Source organism: Corynebacterium sp. HMSC073D01 (assembly GCF_001815555.1).
Lineage (GTDB): Bacteria > Actinomycetota > Actinomycetes > Mycobacteriales > Mycobacteriaceae > Corynebacterium > Corynebacterium glucuronolyticum.
Genome location: NZ_KV821030.1, coordinates 45,973 through 66,097 on the forward strand (window position 1 = coordinate 45,973; position 20,125 = coordinate 66,097).

16 protein-coding genes and 1 tRNA gene are annotated in these 20,125 nt (G+C 55.9%); 8 read left to right on the forward strand and 9 right to left on the reverse strand.

What is annotated here, in order from left to right; translation table 11 throughout:
- Nucleotides 1-496 precede the first annotated feature (496 nt).
- Complete coding sequence (locus tag HMPREF3044_RS04040) at nt 497-790, forward strand: DUF4193 family protein (protein WP_005389829.1); 294 nt, start codon at nt 497-499, stop codon at nt 788-790.
- Between the two features lie 461 nt (nt 791-1,251).
- On the opposite strand, the gene HMPREF3044_RS04045 is transcribed toward HMPREF3044_RS04040, so the two are convergent.
- Nucleotides 1,252-1,782 (reverse strand): DUF3093 domain-containing protein, encoded by a 531-nt coding sequence (locus HMPREF3044_RS04045; RefSeq protein WP_005389831.1) that lies wholly within the window; start codon nt 1,780-1,782, stop codon nt 1,252-1,254.
- A 555-nt stretch (nt 1,783-2,337) separates the two neighbouring features.
- On the opposite strand from HMPREF3044_RS04045, the gene dut reads away from it, so the two are divergent.
- The 5 genes from dut (at nt 2,338) to dxs (ending at nt 8,977) form a co-directional block, all read left to right on the forward strand.
- Nucleotides 2,338-2,787 (forward strand): dUTP diphosphatase, encoded by a 450-nt coding sequence (gene dut / locus HMPREF3044_RS04050; RefSeq protein ID WP_005389833.1) that lies wholly within the window; start codon nt 2,338-2,340, stop codon nt 2,785-2,787.
- Nucleotides 2,788-3,258: 471 nt separating this feature from the next.
- On the forward strand, nt 3,259-4,257 hold the full coding sequence (locus HMPREF3044_RS04055; RefSeq protein ID WP_070739509.1) for a DUF3710 domain-containing protein: 999 nt from the start codon (nt 3,259-3,261) through the stop codon (nt 4,255-4,257).
- A 530-nt stretch (nt 4,258-4,787) separates the two neighbouring features.
- Complete coding sequence (locus HMPREF3044_RS04060) at nt 4,788-5,468, forward strand: DUF3159 domain-containing protein (RefSeq protein ID WP_083318112.1); 681 nt, start codon at nt 4,788-4,790, stop codon at nt 5,466-5,468.
- Complete coding sequence (locus HMPREF3044_RS04065) at nt 5,461-6,705, forward strand: class I SAM-dependent RNA methyltransferase (RefSeq protein WP_070739515.1); 1,245 nt, start codon at nt 5,461-5,463, stop codon at nt 6,703-6,705. Before HMPREF3044_RS04060 ends, HMPREF3044_RS04065 begins: the two co-directional genes overlap by 8 nt.
- A gap of 262 nt (nt 6,706-6,967) precedes the next feature.
- Complete coding sequence (gene dxs, locus HMPREF3044_RS04070; protein WP_070739517.1) at nt 6,968-8,977, forward strand: 1-deoxy-D-xylulose-5-phosphate synthase; 2,010 nt, start codon at nt 6,968-6,970, stop codon at nt 8,975-8,977.
- Nucleotides 8,978-9,175: 198 nt separating this feature from the next.
- On the opposite strand, the gene HMPREF3044_RS04075 is transcribed toward dxs, so the two are convergent.
- The 6 genes from HMPREF3044_RS04075 to HMPREF3044_RS04100 form a co-directional block, all read right to left on the reverse strand.
- Nucleotides 9,176-10,387 (reverse strand): acetylornithine transaminase, encoded by a 1,212-nt coding sequence (locus HMPREF3044_RS04075; RefSeq protein WP_070739520.1) that lies wholly within the window; start codon nt 10,385-10,387, stop codon nt 9,176-9,178.
- Between the two features lie 217 nt (nt 10,388-10,604).
- Nucleotides 10,605-11,504 carry an acetylglutamate kinase gene (argB, locus tag HMPREF3044_RS04080; protein WP_005389842.1) on the reverse strand — a complete coding sequence of 300 codons (900 nt, stop codon included), beginning with the start codon at nt 11,502-11,504 and terminating at the stop codon, nt 10,605-10,607.
- A 322-nt stretch (nt 11,505-11,826) separates the two neighbouring features.
- On the reverse strand, nt 11,827-13,017 hold the full coding sequence (argJ, locus tag HMPREF3044_RS04085) for a bifunctional glutamate N-acetyltransferase/amino-acid acetyltransferase ArgJ (RefSeq protein ID WP_070739523.1): 1,191 nt from the start codon (nt 13,015-13,017) through the stop codon (nt 11,827-11,829).
- A 134-nt stretch (nt 13,018-13,151) separates the two neighbouring features.
- Nucleotides 13,152-14,198 (reverse strand): N-acetyl-gamma-glutamyl-phosphate reductase, encoded by a 1,047-nt coding sequence (gene argC / locus HMPREF3044_RS04090; protein WP_005389846.1) that lies wholly within the window; start codon nt 14,196-14,198, stop codon nt 13,152-13,154.
- 651 nt (nt 14,199-14,849) lie between these two features.
- Entirely contained in the window at nt 14,850-16,010 is a 1,161-nt protein-coding gene (locus HMPREF3044_RS04095) for an HRDC domain-containing protein (RefSeq protein ID WP_005389847.1), read from the reverse strand.
- Nucleotides 16,011-16,149: 139 nt separating this feature from the next.
- Nucleotides 16,150-16,815, reverse strand: a complete 666-nt coding sequence (locus HMPREF3044_RS04100) for a DUF3000 domain-containing protein (RefSeq protein ID WP_005389849.1) — start codon at nt 16,813-16,815, stop codon at nt 16,150-16,152.
- Nucleotides 16,816-16,918: 103 nt separating this feature from the next.
- Here HMPREF3044_RS04100 and hemQ point away from each other — a divergent pair, with 103 nt between their 5' ends.
- A complete protein-coding gene (hemQ, locus tag HMPREF3044_RS04105) occupies nt 16,919-17,626 on the forward strand; it encodes a hydrogen peroxide-dependent heme synthase (protein ID WP_005389850.1) in 708 nt (235 codons plus the stop codon).
- 165 nt (nt 17,627-17,791) lie between these two features.
- Here hemQ and msrB read toward each other — a convergent pair whose 3' ends face one another.
- The gene (gene msrB, locus HMPREF3044_RS04110) at nt 17,792-18,205 is read right to left on the reverse strand and encodes a peptide-methionine (R)-S-oxide reductase MsrB (protein WP_005389852.1); all 414 of its coding nucleotides are present in this window, start codon (nt 18,203-18,205) and stop codon (nt 17,792-17,794) included.
- A 133-nt stretch (nt 18,206-18,338) separates the two neighbouring features.
- Nucleotides 18,339-19,598, reverse strand: a complete 1,260-nt coding sequence (locus HMPREF3044_RS04115) for a glycosyltransferase family 87 protein (RefSeq protein ID WP_246820877.1) — start codon at nt 19,596-19,598, stop codon at nt 18,339-18,341.
- A gap of 420 nt (nt 19,599-20,018) precedes the next feature.
- On the opposite strand from HMPREF3044_RS04115, the gene HMPREF3044_RS04120 reads away from it, so the two are divergent.
- A tRNA-Val gene (locus tag HMPREF3044_RS04120) sits at nt 20,019-20,090 on the forward strand.
- Nucleotides 20,091-20,125 lie beyond the last annotated feature (35 nt).

Sequence of the window (20,125 nt, forward strand, 5' to 3'; positions counted from 1 at the left end):
ACGCATTGTGAACAATTTGCGAAACATGAGGGATCGAAGTGGCCGCCCGGTGCTTCGCGCGCTATTTCATGTGGCTGTTTTCTCGTTAAACTACCCTCCGCAGCGTCGTGCGCGGAACGGTGAAGTGCTTGTCTGTTGACGGTGTAACTAGTGAACGGGGGCTCGACACAGTGGATAGTGGGTTTTCAAGGGCTAGGCTGGTCGAAACGTTTGCATGGAGTGCGAGAGTCTTGGGGATGGAAGTTGGTATTCGTGGAGCTGTGGTCAGGGCAGCTTAAAAAACATCAGGAAAAGATAAGAAATACTTAGATTCTTTGGAGGTGGAAAGTTAGCTCTAATCACCCCCATTCAGCGCTGTGGCCAGCAATTATGCGAGACGGGGGTGATGGAAGTGACAAGCTTTATAGGGGCGCTCTAACATGCCGAGAAAGTGAGGAGCACATGAGTGATTTCTCACCACTTGACAGGACTGAGTGATAAGGATTATTCAACTTACATGGCTACTGATTACGATGCACCGCGTCGTCTCGCAGACGATGATCTTGATGCCGATTCCCTCGAAGGTCTCCGCTCTCAGGAAAAGCAGAGTGACGAGATGGATGACAACGGTGATGAGGTGGAAACCTTTGACATTCCGACCCAGGATGTCACCCGCGAGGAGATCGATGTCGCGGTAGTTCCGAAGCGTAGCGACGAATTTACTTGTGGCTCTTGCTTCATTGTTCAGAGCCGCAAGCGACTTTCTCACGAGGAGCCGGACGGCACTCTGATCTGTATGGATTGCGCTTAGGCTATACCCGTACGGTCGTATCGATACCCGTACGGTCGTATCGATATTTTTGCTGTTGAATCAGCAGATGAACTCGCTTGCGCAGAGTTCACTTCCTTCGGGGCAGGGGGTAGCTGCGTGCACACCAACCTGGGGTAGGCAGCGAGCGGGTCGTGGTGTCCCCAAATAAGGATGTCGCGGTTGCACCCATGAGAGAGTCACGCTGATGTGGCCTCTGAGCGGCTAAATTACAGATGGTGTGGAGCCCTCGCCCAGCCGGCGAGGGCTTTGTGCTATCGCAAAACCCGGGCCGACGAATCGTTGAACGGATCTTAGACCACCCGGGTACAGAGGAACCTGTTTGGTGAGACGAGATAGTTCCGGGGCGGGGGAGGAAGGACATGGCACGGAGGAAGGGTATGTGGTCCTGCGGTGGGTGAAATCACAACCCCTTACGGGGTTCGATCAACTCCTGCCAATTGTTATGCTCTGTCGGATTCGGCGATCATAGACATTGCCTGCTCGGCCTGGTCTGGTACGAAGGCGCGAATGAGGCTTTCTGGATCTCTTGAGCTGACGAGCCAATATGGTGTGGGATCTTCTGGATCGTTTAGGACGAACATTGCCAACTGCTTCACCCATCCGTGGTAGATAAGGAAGGCGGCCGGATCGAGCTGTCGGCCCATCGCGGATTGCTTGGCTGACTGGGGGATTGCGAGGCTTCGGGAGACGACGGAGGCAGGGAGGTTTGCCCCCTTGGATGTAAGCCAACGTTCGCCGGATGCATCCTGTTCAACTCGAACCCCGTTGCTTGAAAGGGAAGCCAGGAACCAAATGACAGCGCCACCAAAAATGGCGAAAGTGATGTATCCCCAGATCATTGCCCGGTTGTGCTGAACTTGTGCAGCAATAAGGAATGCTACTGCCAGGCCGAAAATCCACCACCACACCGGCGCATGGTGACGTTCCTCATAAAGAACAGTCGGTTTTTGTGCCTTCTTGTCTCCGCTCATGGTTCATCAGTTTACTTCACGTAAAACTTTAGGCGGATAAGGGCTCGGCCATGTTGTGCCACAGGACACATTCTCTGGCAGGAGGGAGCCAGCATGAGAAAATTCGACTCCGGCATCGCACCCGTTACTAGTGTCATGCCTACATCGCGGCGTGTTGCAGTGTGTTCAAAAATGCGGTGCAATGGACTTAGCTGCTATGTATTTAACAGCGCGTCGCAGTGTGAGTACGTGTTTATTACCATCGATTCGATTTGCTACGCGCGGTTTTTCGCCATCCTGGATCGGTTGAAAACTCTGAGTCTCCAGATCATTAGTGACAAGCCATCCCGATGCTGACCACGGCTCCTTAGCCCCTAAGTATCCTCGCGTTTTGCTGTGCCATGTGGTTGTTTTCGCCTGAGGACGAAAACGTTTGGAAGTGGTCTCCGCGGGTAAGCCGCTTTGTGGTCTCCATAGGTAGTCTCCGTGTGGTACTCCTTGAGACGGCAGGATTCGATGTGTGGTTAAACGCGCTGAAAAGGTGGCCTAATTCGGCTGCTATTGTAGGCTGGAACGGTGGAAAAATTAGCAATCAAACGCCTTGATCCTGACCTCCCCCTGCCACAGCGTGCACACGCGGACGATGCGGGGATTGACCTGCATTCCGCCGAAACTCTTGTTCTTCAGCCGGGGGAGCGCGCACTCGTATCAACCGGCATCGCGATGGCACTCGATACTGGTTACGTTGGCTTGATCCATCCGCGATCGGGGTTGGCTGCCAAGAAAGGTCTATCGATCGTCAATACGCCGGGCACTATTGATTCAGGTTATCGGGGTGAGATCAAGGTGTGTCTGGTAAATACAGATCGTACCGAGGCAATCCAGATAACGCGTGGTGATCGCATTGCGCAGCTTCTGATTCAGAAGATTGAGCTGCCCATTGTTATTGAAGTGGATGAGTTGGACGATACCGAGCGCGGCGCCGGTGGGTATGGATCGACCGGAGGCTCAGCTCTCCTGGGTTAGCACTGCTCTTTGTGTGTAGACGGATGCGGATGCACACGTCAGCGAAAGGTATGTGTGTGCTCGCCACGCATACCGCTGAGAATCATGAAGCTGCTGGCTGTAACCCAAATTCTGGTCACTTCCTTGTTTCAATAACGCCCACAGTCTCGCCCAGGAATCACACCGACGGCGAATTGATTCGTGCGCTAGAGTAGGTGCACATTCACTGCGTGCTAATCCTGGTGACCTTTGGGGTTGTGGCGTTAGAGTGACAGGCGAGGGTCGTAATCCACGTGACGTCGTCGGAGTGTCCTGTGTTACATGTCTTTCAAAAGCGGGTATTGGCGTGCAGATTTGTGCGGAGAAACGACGAATATAGCCCCGGAGCGCAGTCGAGGACAATACAGGGGCGGTAGGATCCCAAAGTAGAGCAACTGCCCAACTACTGCGGAATTCGCGAAAAGTTTGACCATATTTAATTAAGGAATACAGATGAACATTTTTGGTCCGTTCGATTCAGAAAGCCCTGGTGCGCGGGAACTCGACGTGAGCGACTTCGCATCGAGCGTGCTTGACCTGGGTTCTCTGCGGATCCCGCTTCCTCATGATTCCGAAGTCCAAGTGGAGATGGGGGAGCAGGGGCCGAAACTACTCCACATTGTTACTCCTTATGGCCGCATTACCCCGGTCGGGTTTGCCGCCGCGAAGACAGGTAACCTGTGGCGCGAGGTATACCCGAGCATTGTCGACGGCATGACGGAAGACGGTCTCGATGCCCATGTTGAGGATGGTCCGTGGGGTCCGGAGGTTGTTGGACGCACACAGCGGGCGACGCTCCGCCTTATCGGCGTGCAGGGTGGGCGCTGGATGATTCGCTTTACCTGTGCTGCACCGAACGAGACCGCGGATGAAATGGCCGAGATCGCCAGGGCAACGGTTGCTCGAACCATTGTTGACCGCGGTGATGCCCCCATTCCGCCAGGGCAGCCGCTACCGATTTCCGTGCCAGACGCGCTCGCGAAACAAATCCAAGATGCCATGCAGGCGCGCGCGCAGAGAGAGCATTCAATCGCACGCCAGCCACAAGAGCCTCCACTAGCGTCTCAGACTGTGCGTGAAGAAGGTTCCGATCCCCTGGATGTACAGGACGATGTCCAGAGCAGCCGGCCCACTCCTGAAGACTCATCCACAGACTATGTTCGGGACGAAGACGACGTTTCTTCGTCTGGAGCTCATGCATATGTCCCGACACCGTCTGCCGGTTTTGACCAATCGGCACATGACAGCCGCACGGAAGGTCTAGCTTTTGGCGAAGGGGACGATGCTCCCCTATCTGAGGCAGAGAATTCAGGTGCTTACGTGGAAAGCACGCGTGGACGCGACACCTCCCGCAGCGCAGCCGAGGCTCGTGAGCGAATGTTTGATTGGCGTTCTGATAGTGTTAATGGCTCCGCCATTCAGCAGATCGCACCACAAAATCGCTCATTCTAAGGTTCCTTTCGGTGCCCGTCAGCGCTTCGAGCACCGAGGGAAATGCAGCAATGTGGGCCAGAGTTTTGTTCCTCCACTGTGCTGTTCCTCCACTATGCCGTTGGGATGTCCCTGGAAAGGGGCATCGCTCATTTTCTCGTTGTCGGGCTTTACGTTTCGAGGAATCCACTGGCTACATGCCATCACTTTCCGGTAACCTCGGTTTCCTCTTGTTTGCTTGGGAACCTCAGCGGGGAGCGTGCGTGCTGCGCGGTTGTGTGAGTGTGGATCTGGAACTGTAATGTGACACCATCGCCCAACTAACCAAGAACCAAGGATAAAACGTGACACAAGACAATTATTCCTCCGCATCAGAGGGAAAAGATGGACACCAATCACTGCGGGAGACGCACGCGGCTAGTGACGGTTTATCCGAAAATAATGGAAATGAGGGGGGATCCCACACCGTAGAGCCTCGTGTCGGAACAGTTGAGGACGAGGCTCTTTTGCCTACAGAGGCAGAAGAAGAAGCGCCGAGCCTTCTTGACCAAATGGGAGGTCTCTCCGGCCTAGTGGCAACCACGCTCCCCATCGTGGTTTACGTGCCCGCTAATTCCTTTTTGGGTCTTAAAGCAGCTATTTTTACCGCACTTGGGGTTGCTGCTCTCGTTTTTATTTGGAGACTCATTCGCAAGGAGACACTCCAGCCGGCAGTGTCCGGATTCATCGGCGTCATTTTGTGTGCGGCAATTGCTTGGTTTATGGGCGACGCGAAGGGGTTTTTCCTGTACGGAATCTGGATGTCGCTGCTCTACGCAGTCATCTTCCTCATTTCAATTGTCATCCGCTGGCCCGCAGTCGGAGTGGTCTGGAAGGGCCTTAAAGGTGATGGCTTTGGTTGGCGCAGATATCCCCGTGCACGCCGTTACTACGACGGTGCCACCGTGGCTTGGGTGCTTGTGTTTATCGCCAGGTTCTTCATTCAAAATCACCTGTACAACGCTGCTTCTACAACTGCACTTGGGGTTGTCAAGATCCTCATGGGGTGGCCGTTGACTGCTGTGGTTCTGCTCATTACTATCTGGGCAATTCGAAAGGCTGATGGCATCATCGAAGAAGCTACTGCACATGGGGTAGGGGACAAGACCGGTGGTCTCGTCGGAGACGGAATAGCATCCACAAACGAAAAAACTAGCCCGACGGAAGAGAAAGTAGGACCTGATCATGAGTGACATTGATCCAACGGGTGCGCAGTCTGCTGAGGTGAATGTGGGGATGAGCATGAGGCTACGCGCTGATCGGCCTGCTCACGGCGGTGAATCTATCGGCACAGTAAACGACCAGGTGGTGTTCCTAGAAGGAGCCCTCCCAGGGGATCTCGTCACCGCCACAATTACCCAAAAGAAAAAGCGATTCTTGCGCGCAGTTGTCGACACCGTCGACGAGGCTGGATCGTATCGTGGTCCGTCGCGGTGCCCTGCTGCTGCCGATGGCGCAGGATGTTGCGATTTCCATGACGTGCGTCCGGAGAAAGAAGCAGAGCTGAAAGAGACAATCCTGATTGATCAGCTCCATAGGATTGGACGGTTCGATGGAGAACTCCCAGTCCCAGAGATCGTCGACATTGACACTCGCCCGGGGTACCGCACACGTGCTCGCTTCGGCGTGAACAGACAAGGCCGAGCAGGTGTGCGTAAGCGGCACTCCAACGACATTGTGTGCACCCGTTGTAGTGCTATTGATCCGCGTATTTACGATGTCGTGGAAGAGCACACCTTCACCCCGGGCGCTGAAGTCGTGTGTGCGGTCGACAGCACCGGTGAGGTGCACGTCGTAGAGACTATCCGTGCTCCGCGCGGCAAACGGGTGAGCAACCGCGGTCGTCTTGTGGCGGGTAGCAAGCTTGTCAATGAGAAGGTAGAAGATACACCTTTTGCCTTCCCGGTGACGGGGTTTTGGCAAGCTCATAAAGATGTACCCGCGATCTTCAGCTCTCTCATTCAGGAGGCAACGAAAGACGATCACTTCGCCGGGGGAACCGATCAACCGCTCGTTGGGTGGGATCTCTATGGCGGGGTCGGCGCCCTTGCACCGGCAGTTGTTGCCGCCCTCGCAGATCCCGTAGCTGATGTGATCAGTGTGGATACCACCAATGTGCGGGATTGGCAGGGCTCTGACCAGGTTGCATTTGCAAGGGGAGACGTAGCGAAGACGATTCCCTCATTGCCCCAGCCTGCTCTCGTCATTCTCGATCCACCACGAACAGGAGCAGGAACAATGACAATTGCGGACATTGCAATGCGTCGCCCACAGCGGGTGGTACACTTCGGCTGTGATCCGGCAACGTGCGCTCGCGATCTGCGTACATGGGTAGATAACGGATTTCACATTGACCGTATTTTCCTAGTGAACGCTTTTCCTGGCAGCTACCACTTCGAAACAGTCGTATCGCTTTCCGCAGCGCAGTAGCACCACAGTGGGGGTGAACAGAAGTCTCATTTAGTCAAAGGTTTACCCCCGGTTTCCCAATAATTTACCTTTGCCGGTGTCCAGTTTCGGGCACAGGTACACTCTGGAGTAATAAGCGGTGCGCGCGTTTGAGCACAACTCGGAACCTAGCGCCTCCGCTTCCTACGGTTATTAGGGCAGTACACGAGCATCCTCTGCCCCAAAACACCGCGAGGTCGTACATATCCGTATAACTTGTGAAAAGTGAGGCATCGAAAAACTCATGAGCCTTCTTCAAAGGATCGTTTCCCCCAGCGACGTTCGAGCTCTTCCCCAAGAAAGACTCGAAGATCTGGCAAGCGAGATTCGCGACTTCCTGGTTGAGAAGGTCTCCGCTACCGGAGGACACTTGGGCCCTAATCTTGGCGTAGTAGAACTGACCATCGCCTTGCACAGGGTTTTCGAGTCTCCGAAGGATCCTCTTATCTTCGATACGTCTCACCAGTCTTACGTGCATAAGATCCTTACCGGTCGCGCAGACAAGTTCGATACGTTACGGCAGAAGGGTGGGCTCTCTGGCTATACAGATCGCGGAGAGTCAGAACACGACTGGACAGAATCCTCCCACGCTTCTGCTGCCTTGAGCTATGCCGACGGTTTGGCCAAGGCGTTCGCGCTCACGGATCAGATCGACCGTAAAGTTGTGGCGGTTGTCGGCGATGGCGCACTGACCGGAGGCATGTGCTGGGAGGCACTCAATAACATCGCTGAGGACAAGACCCGCAACATCGTCATCGTCGTCAACGACAATGGTCGCAGCTACTCACCCACGATTGGTGGCTTTGCGAATAGTCTCGCTGATCTGCGGACTCAGCCCTTCTACGACAAAGTAATGGAGCAAGGCAAGACCACTCTGAAGTCCATGGGCTGGGTCGGCAAGCGAACTTTTGAAGTCATGCACGCCCTCAAGGAGGGCGTTAAATACCACGTTATTCCCACGGAAATGTTCCCTGAATTGAATATGAAGTACGTCGGGCCTGTGGATGGACACAACATCCAGGCTCTTGAGCATGCCTTCAAATATGCCAAGGAATATACCGGTCCGATCATTATCCACTGCGTGACGGAGAAGGGGCGTGGCTACGCACCTGCAGAGAACAAAACGTCCGATTTGATGCACTCCACCGGCGCAATTAACCCGGAGACAGGCGTGCCGCTTGCGGAGTCGCAACGTTCGTGGACAGATGTCTTCACAGAGGAATTACTCAAGGCGGGTGCCCGGCGCGATGACATAGTTGCTATCACGGCCGCTATGGCCGGACCAACAGGTTTAGCAAAGTTCGGGGAAAAGTTTCCCCAGCGGCTTTTCGACGTTGGGATTGCTGAGCAGCACGCTACGACGTCAGCTGCCGGCTTGGCGCTCGGCGGGCTACACCCGGTGGTCGCGCTGTATTCAACGTTCCTCAACCGCGCATTCGACCAGATGCTCATGGACGTAGGACTGCTCAAACTCCCCGTGACTTTTGTCCTCGATCGCTCCGGGATTACCGGCTCCGATGGGGCTTCTCACAACGGTGTGTGGGACATGTCGATCGCCGGTATTGTGCCGGGTATGCGTCTGGCTGCCCCGCGCGATGACGAGCGCTTGAAGAAGCAGTTCAATGAAGCTATCGAGTATGAAGATGGGCCGACCATCGTGCGGTTCCCCAAGGGTGCGCTCGTTCCCGTCATCGACGCTGTTGAGACCCTCGAAGGTGGCATTGAGCTCATCTACACGTCCGGTTTGCACGTAGCAGATGACAACGATGCCGAGGATAGCGAGAGGCAGCACAGGGTTCTCATTATTTCGATCGGTGCCCTTGCCGACTCGTGTGTGGAGGCTGCTCAGGCTTTGGAGCAGGAGGGGCTTTCTGTTGATGTCATCGATCCGGGGTGGGCGATTCCGGTAAATCCACTTATCCCGGAGCTTGCCGAGCAGTACGATACCGTCGTGACTGTAGAGGATGGCGTCATCCATGGTGGTGTCGGCTCGATGATCGATACGGTGTGTGATCAGTGTGGGGTGGATACCCCAGTACGGATCATTGCGGTTCCCCAAAAATTCCTTCGCCATGCGTCGCGGTCGCAGGTTCTGGAGGAATTGGGGCTCGATGCCCCCGGCATTGCCGAATCTATCCGTACGTGGTGCGCTCCCACCGAAGAGGACAAGGACACGCGAGCCAGCGACGCGGAAGATAGCAATGCCTCGAGTGTTTCCTACCTTCGCACGTCCAGAAGCCATGGGGGAAGATAGGAAAGGCACAGGTGACAGGCACACTGCAGCGGGATGACCACAGCGTGGTGCCTCCGCTCACGGTGTTCAGCGCCGGAACGCGTTGGGTTCGGGTAAGCAGCTAGGCTCACAAACCTCCTCGGTTCAGAAGTTGTTCTGCTCAGCTGCCGCTTCGAGGGGGAGATGCGAGGAAGTCGGCACTGTCACCTGTCGCGTGATTTAGGGAATTTCTTGCAATACCGAGTGAAGGATCTCGGTGGCCTTCGAAATTTCCTCGTCGCTGATTGTTAATGGCGGCACCAGACGAATCACAGTGGCACTTGGAGCATTCACAAATAATCCCTGTTCCAAGGCCTGTGCAGAAACATCCTTTGCGATGTCCGCATCGAGAACAAGGCCCACCATGAGCCCTCTGCCACGAACCTCGGCTACGTGGGGTAACGACTGAGTCAACCGTGCAAGCAGGGCCCCTTTCCGGGATATCTCAGAAAGAAGCTGGTCGTCGATCACATCGAGGACCGCATTGGCGGCAGCGGCAATGATCGGGTTCCCACCGAACGTTGACCCGTGATCCCCAGGTCCAAGCAAGGTTGCCGCCGTGCCGTGTGCAATGACTGCTCCCATGGGTAAACCGCCGCCAAGTGCTTTCGCCATTGTCACGATGTCGGGGACGATGCCAGAATGGCTGAAGGCGAAGAATTCACCCGTGCGCCCGACACCGGTTTGGACTTCATCGATGATGAGCAGCACACCGTGGGCATCACAAAGCTCACGGACCCCGGAGAGGAACCCATCTGGAGCAGGAACGACACCGACCTCGCCCTGGATCGGTTCGAGGATGATGGCAGCGACCGAATCGTCGACAAGCGAAGACAACGAGTCCAGGTCACCGTATGGGAAGAACTCAACCCCAGGTGGAAGCGGGGTAAAGGGAGCTTGCTTTTTCGGCTGCCCCGTAAGCGCGAGCGAACCCATGGTGCGGCCGTGGAAGCCTCCACTGGCTGCGAGTATCCGTGGCCGACCGGTGCGCCGGGCGATTTTGAAAGCCGCCTCGTTTGCCTCCGCGCCGGAATTACAGAAAAAGACTCGCGCATCCTTTATCGGGAAACGCTGAACCAGGCGTTCCGCGAGGTGTACGGCGGGCTCTGTGATTGCCAAGTTGGAGGTATGACCGATCGTGTGAGCTTGCTTTTCTATGGCTGCGATGATGTGCGGGTGCGCGTAGCCGAGCGCATTGACCGCGATTCCCGACACCATATCCAGAACCTCCTTTCCGGAGGTTGTCACGAGCCACGAACCATGGCCAGAGACAATCTCGAGGGCAGGTGTGCCGTAGTTATCCATCATGACGGATTCCCACCGTGTGGTGAGCTCTCCGGGGGTTGGTTGGTCGTGCTGAGACATGCTGCCTTGTCCTTCCTTAGGTGTCATCCGTGCCACCGTTTCCTTCCTGTTGAATTGTGTCGTTCCTATTGATGTGTGTCGTTGTTAGTTCGCTCTTCTGTGTGGTCTCACTCACACGCGTGGTCTCACTCACCCGCGTGGTCTCACTCACCGCGTGCTGTCACATTGTTGTGCGGACTCAAACGTTTGCGTGCGTGAGCACAAGCCCGAGCTGGGATTGCTGCGTCCTGTTGTGTTCTTAGGATCACATTTCTGCAGATTCCTGTGTTACCGGGGTGACCATCGTTCCGATACCGGAAGTGGATAAAAACTCGAGGAGCACAGCATGGGCAACGCGACCATCAACAACGTGCGCGGCAGATACTCCAGAGCTGACGGCATTGAGACAAGCCTCCATCTTGGGGATCATCCCGGCGTCGAGAGAAGGCAGCAACCTGCTCAATGCGTCAGTGTCGATTGAGCTGATGAGACTTGACTCATCGGGGTAGTCTGCGAGCAACCCAGGTACATCGGTGAGCATGACAAGACGTTCAGCGTGGAGGGCAGTCGCCAGGGCACCGGCAGCAGAATCGGCGTTGATGTTGTAGACCTGCCCATCCTTATCTGGGGCGATAGTGGAGACGACAGGTATTCGTCCGTTGTCTATGAGGTCAGTGATGGCCTCAGTACGCACGGAGGTGATATCCCCAACAAGTCCCACATCGGTTGGCTTTCCGTCTACGGTGACGAGTCGTTTGGTGGCTGTGAACAGCCCGCCGTCCTCTCCTGTTGTGCCGATTGCATAAGGACCGTAGGAGTTGATGAGGCCTACGAGTTCTCTGCCAACCTTGCCAAAGAGGACCATCCGCACGACATCGAGAGTGTCGTGAGTGGTGATGCGGAACCCGCCGCGGAACTCTCCCTCAATGCCGAGCTTTTGAAGCATCGCATTTATTTGAGGTCCACCGCCGTGGACGACGACAGGGTGGGCACCGATGCTTCGGAGGAAGACCATGTCCGCAGCGAAGGCCTTTTTCAGGTCCTCGTTGACCATCGCGTTCCCACCGTACTTGACGACGATTGTTTTTCCTTTGAAATGCTGCATCCACGGGAGGGCCTCAGCCAAAACCTGGGCTCTCACATGGGGATTCACATTAGCGAGCATTGGTATCTTTCCTCGTTAGGTTATTTTCTTTAGCGTCCGAATGTCTGCACATATTGGCTCAATAATTCGGCGCATCTGGGGCACAGCCTCTTCAGCACGTTCAGTGAGTGTTGGCTGGTGTTACGTGTTCATGTCTGTTGTCGAGTCGCACCCATTCCTGCTCTCGCATACCTTCCTTGTCTTATCTGCAAGACGGAGTGGGTGGTCTCTCCGGGTGTTGTGTCTGGTGCCTGCGCCAAGATGTCATCCCCTGTGCAGAGGTTTCTCCATGGGGAGGAGGGAGGATGCAAAGAGTGGTTATGTGGGCGAGAGCAGGAATGTTCTAGGTGTGGTAAGCCGAGTTGATTTCCACGTATTGGTGGGAAAGATCGGTGGTTCGCACCGTTGCTGTCCCTGTCTTCCCAGTGCCCAGATCGATGGATACAGCGATATCCGGGCCGGACAGGTCGACATCCTTCGCATCAGCCGTTGGAGTCGAGTGCGTGCACACTGCGTGGCCGTTGAAAACGACACTCAGATTGTCCGGGTCCATTGCTGCATCTGCCATGCCCACGGCAGCGAGAGTTCGTCCCCAATTTGGGTCAGATCCGAACATCGCGCACTTGAATAGGTTGTCGCGTCCCACCACTCGAGCAGCGACGAGAGCTTCTGCATCGTTGGCTGCTCCCGTGACAGTGATGCTCACCCTCTTTGTCACCCCCTCTGCATCGGCTTGCAACTGGCAGGCGATATCCTCGCAGGCCTTAAGCACGGCAGCATTGATTTCCGCCTGGGTGGGGCGGTAGCCGCTGGATCCATTGGCGAGCAGAATGACGGTGTCGTTGGTGGATGTAGTTCCGTCGATATCGAGGGTGTTGAAGGTTTGTGCCGAGCCATTCCGTAATGCCTCGCGGGCCATATCCGGCGTGATCTCCGCATCCGTGGCCAGAATGCAGAGCATGGTCGCGAGTGATGGAGCCATCATCCCTACACCTTTGCCAATTCCACCGACGACAAAATTGGGTTCGGAGACAAAAGTAGTCTTTGCTACCGTGTCTGTGGTCATAATCGCCTCAGCAGCATTCATCCCAGCGTCTGCGGATGCGTCCAGTGCGTGAACGACTGTGGGGATCCCTGCGGCCAGCGTATCCATCGGTAACTGCTCACCAATGATTCCTGTCGAGCACACGGCGATGTCTTCGGAAGAAATAGACAACGCGTCGGCGGTCAGATCCGCCTGTGCCTGGGCGTTTTCGAGGCCCGTTGAACCAGTACAAGCGTTAGCATTGCCGGAGTTGATGATGACAGCGCGAATAGTGCCGTTGGATACGTTCTGTTTGGTGAGTGTGACGGGGGCGGCGCACACTTTATTGCGGGTGAACACTGCGGCTGCTATGTAAGAGGGGCCGTTGTTCACGATGAGCGCGAGGTCCTTCTTGCCGGATTTCTTCAAACCGGCTGAGACGCCTGCGGCAGTAAAACCAGGAACGGAAGTGATAGAGGCGGGATGGGTGGAATCTGATTGTGTAGTCATGGTCGTGGGACTTTCTCTGAAAAGTGTGTGTGAGAGTAGAACTAGTGTGGCTGCGTGGTGGCTATCTCCGGGCGGTGATCATTGCTGTTTATCACCAGAAATGGGGGATGCCCATTTCATTCGGTTCCTTACGCTTACGGAGCCGCCGCCGGTGCAGTGAGGCCGGCAGATTCTGGCCATCCGAGAGCGAGGTTCATGGATTGAATCGCGTTGCCCGCAGTGCCTTTGGCAAGGTTATCAATAGCGGAAGTGATAACTACCTTCTGTGCGTGGCGATCGACGGCTACCTGCACGTGACAGTAATTAGAGCCAAGGACGTTTTGAGTTGCCGGCTGCTGATTGGGAGGCAAAACGATGACGAACTGCTCGTTGCCGTACCACTGGACATACAGGTCCCTGAGCTCATCTGTTGTCATGTCTGGCTGTGCCAGCGGTGCTACAACCGTGCTGAGGATTCCGCGCGTCATCGGGGCGAGAACCGGAGTAAAAGACACGTTGACAGGTTCATCCGTGACGTGAGACAGGTTTTGTTCGATTTCTGGCGTATGACGATGGATGCCACCGACGTTGTATGCCCGTGCAGTATTCATTGTCTCGGCTCCGAGGTTGGCCACGGATGCTTTCTTACCGGCACCGGATACACCGGAGAAGCTGACAATGGTGAGCTCCGGCTTGATGATGTTTTTGGCTAGCGCCGGCACTGCCGCCAGGGTGGCACCCGTCGGGAAGCATCCCGGTACTGCGATGGCGGTGGTATTTCGGAGCTGTTCCCGCTGGCCGGGCAGCTCGGGTAGACCGTAGGTAAATGTTCCAGCGTGCGTCGATCCGTAGAACTTTTCCCACTGCATCGGGTCTTCGAGCCTAAAATCGGCGGACAGGTCAATGACGAGACAATCATCCTCCATCTGACGCGCGATCTCACCGGAGTGACCGTGGGGGAGTGCGAGGAACGCGACATCGCACTGGCGAAGGAGTTCGACGGTCAGAGGCTCGATTTCGCGATCTGCGAGTGGAGAAAGGTGGGGCAGGAGGGTTCCAACCTTTTCGCCCGCCGTTGAATTCCCCATGAGCGGGCCAATTATTATGTTTCCTGAATTGTATGCGGGGTGACTGAGGAGAAGTCGTAGCACTTCAGATCCTGCATAACCGGTTGCACCGGCGATTCCTATCGTAACTGCCATGATTGAACCTTAATAAAAAATGCAACGCAATGCAAAATATGCATCAATCATGGATTTTTGCCTACAGTGTTTTTCATTCTCCATCAGCGGTTTTCCACCATTGAACAGTTCGCGAGATACGCGGTGGTGAGTAGGGGCTGCGCAGCGAAGAGAACCTGAGCGGTACGGGTAGGTACCTGGGGTTGGGGAGGAGACTACGCATGGGGCACCGGAACGAGTAGTGCGCGTTGTCCTCGAGAGGCCCTCATAACCTACCCACGGTCGGAGTTGGGGACGACGAACGCTCTACAGAGGTGGACGCAGCGGGGGCACGCCAGGGTAAAGAACACAAACGTTAGGCACTCCAACGCGGGGACGTGCACGCCTCAGTACGTAGCCGACCACCTGGACAGAGCCAGAGACAGGACAGAGCCGAAGACAACTGCATGATTAGGGGGACGTGGCGCGGCGGGGTGTCAGTCAGGCGAGAATGAAGCGCGCCGGGGCGGTGGACGACGAGGAGATGGACGACGGGGGATGCGGCGTCGCACTGGACCGGATGGGGACGGGGAGGAGAGCTGAAACGATAACGTGTGTATGAAGAAGAACCGAGGGGGAGCATGACGGGGTGCGCAGGTCTCGGAACCCAGGTCGTGCGGATAGCTGACGCCGTTACGGCAGGAAATCTTCTATGATCTCGCCCACCTGGTCAATCTGCCAGTCGCGGGCACCACGATCGCGGAGGATTTCTGCCACAGGGGTCGAGTCTCCGTCAAAGACACGCTGCCAAACCGCATCTCGAACAAGGGCGGGGGAGACGAGGACGATAGGGTCCATCTGCAGATCTTGTGCGTGGTCTGCGATTGCTGCGGTCACATTGTGGAGAGCGTCCCACGCCTCAGGGGAGAGCCTTTTCCATGCGCTTTTTGCCGGAGTCCCATCCTCATGGGGAAGCGTTGTCCACTTCTCCCTCGGCAACGCAAGAGACCGACGGATAACATCGGCCCACATCGAGGGGTCGGAGCGGTGATGAAGAATGGTGTCAACGTCTTCCGCAGTTGTTGGGTATTTCTCGGCAAGGAGGCTGAGAAGCTTGTTGCTCAGTACCCGTCCGGGGGCAATCCCTTTACGGTATGCGATGAGCTCTCGCTTGTTAAACAGCGCGCGGGCGGCCTGTACCTGCGGGCCATGCATGCGACGGATCCCTTTGACATCGAGCCATGTCTTTTCGTGGTGGTGAGGCGGGCAGTCGATGATGTGTTGGAACTCGGCCTCAGCCCATGCAAGCTTTCCCTCGCGTTCGAGGAGTGCAGTGAGAGTGTCGGCCAGCTCAATGAGCAGTTCGACATCGAGGGCAGCATAAATGAGCCACGAGCGCGGAATGGGTCGTTTCGACCAGTTTTCAGCTGCGTGGCCTTTTTTGAGGTCGATACCGAGGATTCGGTTTGTCATCGCAGCGAGGTTGACCTTGTCAAAACCCAGGAAGCGACCGGCGACCTCGGTGTCGAATAGCGTAGGCGCGGTCATTCCTACGTCAGCTAAGCACGGGATGTCGCTGACGGCGGCGTGCAAGACCCACGGGCATGCGTTGACTGCTGGAGCGAGGACAGGGGGAAGATCATCGCGGAGTGCTTCGGCATCAATGAGAAACGTACCGATGCCCTCCTGTCGGAGTTGGATCAGGTAGGCACGATCGTCGTAGGTGTACCCAGAGGCTCGTTCGGTGTCGATAGCGATAGGAGCACCTGGAGAGAGTGTGGCTGCACAGTCAGCTAACTGAGAGGGATTGTCAACCAGTGGAGTTTTGCCGTCTCGTGGAGCTGTGAGAAGCATTGGTTACGTTCTACTCTTTCTAGCTATGACTACTGTCGCAGCAGGTTTCCTTTCCGACTCCATCAGTCGAAATTTTCGTGCAGCACCACAAAATTGACGCAGTTTAGTGGCGCGTGCGGAAATGATGCGTGCGTACGCCTTAGGAGCCAATGTTCGTTACGCCAACAGGTGGCAGCCCAGCGACGGCTGCGAGTACGTGCGCAAAACCTTCGACATGGGCGGCAAGATTGGCATCGGCTGCGGTCCAGGATGCTCGCAACTCCACTTGGTAGGCTCGTGGAGGACCACCGATCTCCCCGTAGCGGACGGAGGCGGTAGATGTGACTGTCCCACCCAGATTCGTATACGTTGCGGAGGTTTTCCCCAATCCCTCTTTCAACCATTCCCATGCGACTTCTGGCAGAAGCGGGTCGCCTGCGACGGAACTATCTAAATCGGCCTGGATATAGGCAACGAGTCGCATGGGGGAATCCCATGCTTCTTCGGAACGGGGGTCGTAGAGAAGGATAAGCCGACCAAATGCGTCACCTTCAGAGTCGAGCGCGCTTACTTCCTCGTCTTCCGACTCGCGGTCAACCTCAAGCCCGATTGCGTGACTGAACTTGGCGATCTTTTGCGGGGGGCGAATCGTCCCCAAGACGATTTCTTTGCGCAGTTGTGCTGCATGCATGGATTCTACTGCGGCGGTGAACTCCTGTGGAGTCTCCGCTTCCTGGGCGCGAGCGTGGGAAAGCTCGTGCACGGCTCCGCTTGGCCGCTGTGAAGATAGCTGTTGGTCAGTCACGTTGTTCACGGTAACGCACATACCCCCGATAACTGTAGGAGCCACGCCGGTATTCCTAGTGGGGGACGCAAACAAGTATGATGTCCTAAGTGAAACTAAAGGTTGATGTAGAAAGGCATCAGTAATGGGTAAATTCAGTCATCCTGATTTCGCGGCTCTCAATGACGTTAAGCAGTATTCGCAGTTCCTCGTCTTCGATGTCATCCCCGGAGTTCTTCCCGATGACCGTTCCGAGGTCATCGAACAGCTCAAAAGCTTCCTCGCAGGGGTGAAGGACAAGGGCATTACCGTACGCGGTGTCTATAACGTCTCCGGAGTTCGTGCCGAAGGCGATTACATGATTTGGTGGCATGGCGAAAATCTGGAGGACCTCCAGGACGCCTACAATGCCTTCCGTCGCACGACCCTTATCGGTGCTGCCAGTGAGATCAACTGGATCGGAACGAGCATTCACCGCCCGGCGGAATTCAACAAGTCCCACCTTCCTGCCTTCATTATGGGGATGGAACCGGAGCGCTGGATCACCGTCTATCCGTTCGTTCGCTCGTACGATTGGTATCTTCTCGATCCTTCCGAACGTCGCAAGATTCTTGCTGATCACGGTCAGGCTGGGCGTAAGTTCGGAAATGTTCTGGCGAATACCATGAGCGCTTTTGCACTGGGGGACTACGAATGGATCCTGGCGTTCGAGGCTCCCGATATGGAGACTATTAACGAGCTCATGCACGCCATGCGGTACACCAAGGCACGTGAGCACGTGCGGGTGGAGATCCCGTTCTACTCCGGTCGCCGCGTAGATGACGTAGCCGAGATCATTAACGTTCTCCCCTAAGCACGTGCGGGAGTGGCTCCCAGGCGATTTCCCCGCTGGCACGCGCTTCGCACATGCGTGACCGTGCACGGGGCTATCGCGAAGGGCCCTGATAAATGAACATAAAGAGCCGTAGTGGGCAGGCAGCTCACTACGGCTCTTTCGGTATCGGTAAAAGTGGGTTGGCTACGCCTCAGTCTCGGTGGGCTCCAGAGTGAGGCACACGGAGTTTATGCAGTACCGCAGATCAGTCGGGGTGTCGTAGCCCTCGCCTTCAAAAACGTGCCCTAGGTGAGATTTACACCGTGCACAGAGTACTTCTACACGACGCATCCCGTGGGATAGATCCTCGCGCTCGATGATCCGGTCGCCAGCCAGCGGGGAGAAAAACGATGGCCAACCACAGTGCGAGTGAAACTTCTCCTGAGACCGGAAGAGCTCCGCACCGCACGCTTTGCAGGAATACACGCCCTCCGTTTCAGTGTCAGTGTATTCGCCCGAAAATGGTGGCTCTGTGCCCCGTAGCCTAAGTACAGCAAATGATTGCGGATCGAGGCGTTCGCGCCACTGTTTCTCGGTGAAGTCTTCGAAATTCGTCATGCGTCAAGCCTACCGGGTTGGGGAGGCAGTGAGGCTGCGCTCGAGCCGTCGATTACGCGACCAGGTCCCGGTTATGAGCTGACGATAATTCGTGGGAAATGGCAGCGACAAGACACCTGCACGTCGTGTACACCTACACTGCGTGTGCTTCACTGCCCGCAGACGAGTTGGTAGTGGGGAGCGCCGGCCGGAATGATGCGGAATGCGCTCGAGCCACCGCGCCGACGGCGATGACAATGATCAGGATCGCCCAGCCAGTAGTGGGGAGGAAGTACTGTGCCCACATTCCCTCGGGCGGGAAGGTCGCGGACTTCCAACTGTCTGGGGTGAAGGTGCAGTAGGCGGCCAGCCACGCGAAGGGGTTACGGGCGAGGGAGCCGTTCTGAATCACAGCGATGAAGAAGGGGAAGAGGAACATCGAATAGTACATCTGGCCGAGCGAAGAGAGGAAGAAAACTCCCGCGAGGAGAAGCGTCGAGGAGGTGACGACCCACCACGTCCGATCTGAGTAGCGGAATTTCAGCGCTGCGAAGAATCCCACAGCAACAATGATGGCGAAGGTTATCCAAAGGGTTGCGGTAAGCCAGCCGGGAGCTCCGGACCACAGTGCCATCCCGCGCAAGGATGAGTTGGAGAAGTCACGGATTTGGGTGATGTACGGCATGGTTCGGGTGATGTAGTCGGTCGCTCCAGGAACCAACGGCCAGGCGATAAGGTTCATTGCAACGGGAACCCCAATTCCACCGGCCACAGTTTTCCAGTTGAGTTTGATCAAAGGCAAAACTAAAAGCGGGAGGAAAATCGGCTTGAACACGATAGCGAACCCGATCACGATACCCGCAAGCCACTGCCGCTCCTGCAAAAGGAAAAAGTAGAACAGTACAAGAAGGAGCAGCAGGATACCGTTGATGTTGGAGAAAATCAGGGTGTTCCTTACAGATTCCGTCAGCAAGGCTACAGCCGTAAACATGGGGAATAGGAAGCTCGTCGGTTTCTTCCTCAGAAGTGTGAGGACAATCGCGATCGCCGCGACGACTGAGCCGGCGTTGAGGAGAATGAATCCCAACCGAGCGATGACGAGGCGGGCAAGGGAAAACGGGTACAACAGGATAGTTGCACCTGGTGACCACAGGTAGTGCGGATCGACGTACATGTAGTTTTCGTTATACACGGGGATTCCCTCGCGCATCCGGGCGATGGCCTCATAAACGGTGGTGAAGTCGTCTGTAATCGCTCCATCAATGGACAGGAGTGCGATCCTATGGATGAGAAGCATGACAACGAGTGGCCAGAAAACCCAATTCAACACGGCGTTCCAACCGGGGGTACCGTTCTTGGGTGCTGGCACGTCGGCCACCCATGTGTTTCGGAGCGATTCTGCGAGACTAGACACGCACTAACCCTAACTAATTTGGTTAGTAGGACACCACATCTGGTCCCAGCGTGTTGCTTGCGTCGGTCCTTGCGCGTCTCTAGGTTGTGGCTTTATTCAGGTCTCGAGGGGGCTATGGTTTCACGCTTGTCGACGCCCCTCAGCGCCCCGTTTCCGCGGGCTTTCGAGTTGTTCTCCTGCACCCGGTCGACAGGTCCGCGTTTGGTCTGCTTCTTGGAACGTAAACGTCGCTTTACTCACCCGCGCAGGAAGGAACTCAGTTGTCCGGGGGAATATCACAGAAGCAGTGAGAAGATAGGCGCGCGGTAGTGATGGGGCCAGTGCGAATCCTGTTCATCTGATCCTGTACTCCGCTTCGCAAAGCCATGTGACCAGGCGATTAGTGAGAGTCGGGGGAACCGTGTAACCTAGTCTCTCGTTGGTCCCATGGCTCAGTGGAAGAGCGTTCCGTTCACACCGGAAAGGTCGCTGGTTCGATCCCAGCTGGGACCACTGTGTGATCAGTCGGGACATAGTTGACACTATCA

What these genes read in the sequence shown, in the direction of transcription:
- HMPREF3044_RS04040 (WP_005389829.1), top strand. Translation starts at nt 497, where the DNA reads ATGGCTACTGATTACGATGCACCGCGTCGTCTCGCAGACGATGATCTT.
- HMPREF3044_RS04045 (WP_005389831.1), bottom strand. Translation starts at nt 1,782, where the DNA reads ATGAGCGGAGACAAGAAGGCACAAAAACCGACTGTTCTTTATGAGGAA.
- HMPREF3044_RS04055 (WP_070739509.1), top strand. Translation starts at nt 3,259, where the DNA reads ATGAACATTTTTGGTCCGTTCGATTCAGAAAGCCCTGGTGCGCGGGAA.
- HMPREF3044_RS04060 (WP_083318112.1), top strand. Translation starts at nt 4,788, where the DNA reads ATGGGAGGTCTCTCCGGCCTAGTGGCAACCACGCTCCCCATCGTGGTT.
- HMPREF3044_RS04065 (WP_070739515.1), top strand. Translation starts at nt 5,461, where the DNA reads ATGAGTGACATTGATCCAACGGGTGCGCAGTCTGCTGAGGTGAATGTG.
- dxs (WP_070739517.1), top strand. Translation starts at nt 6,968, where the DNA reads ATGAGCCTTCTTCAAAGGATCGTTTCCCCCAGCGACGTTCGAGCTCTT.
- HMPREF3044_RS04075 (WP_070739520.1), bottom strand. Translation starts at nt 10,387, where the DNA reads ATGACACCTAAGGAAGGACAAGGCAGCATGTCTCAGCACGACCAACCA.
- argB (WP_005389842.1), bottom strand. Translation starts at nt 11,504, where the DNA reads ATGCTCGCTAATGTGAATCCCCATGTGAGAGCCCAGGTTTTGGCTGAG.
- argJ (WP_070739523.1), bottom strand. Translation starts at nt 13,017, where the DNA reads ATGACTACACAATCAGATTCCACCCATCCCGCCTCTATCACTTCCGTT.
- argC (WP_005389846.1), bottom strand. Translation starts at nt 14,198, where the DNA reads ATGGCAGTTACGATAGGAATCGCCGGTGCAACCGGTTATGCAGGATCT.
- HMPREF3044_RS04095 (WP_005389847.1), bottom strand. Translation starts at nt 16,010, where the DNA reads ATGCTTCTCACAGCTCCACGAGACGGCAAAACTCCACTGGTTGACAAT.
- HMPREF3044_RS04100 (WP_005389849.1), bottom strand. Translation starts at nt 16,815, where the DNA reads ATGTGCGTTACCGTGAACAACGTGACTGACCAACAGCTATCTTCACAG.
- hemQ (WP_005389850.1), top strand. Translation starts at nt 16,919, where the DNA reads ATGGGTAAATTCAGTCATCCTGATTTCGCGGCTCTCAATGACGTTAAG.
- msrB (WP_005389852.1), bottom strand. Translation starts at nt 18,205, where the DNA reads ATGACGAATTTCGAAGACTTCACCGAGAAACAGTGGCGCGAACGCCTC.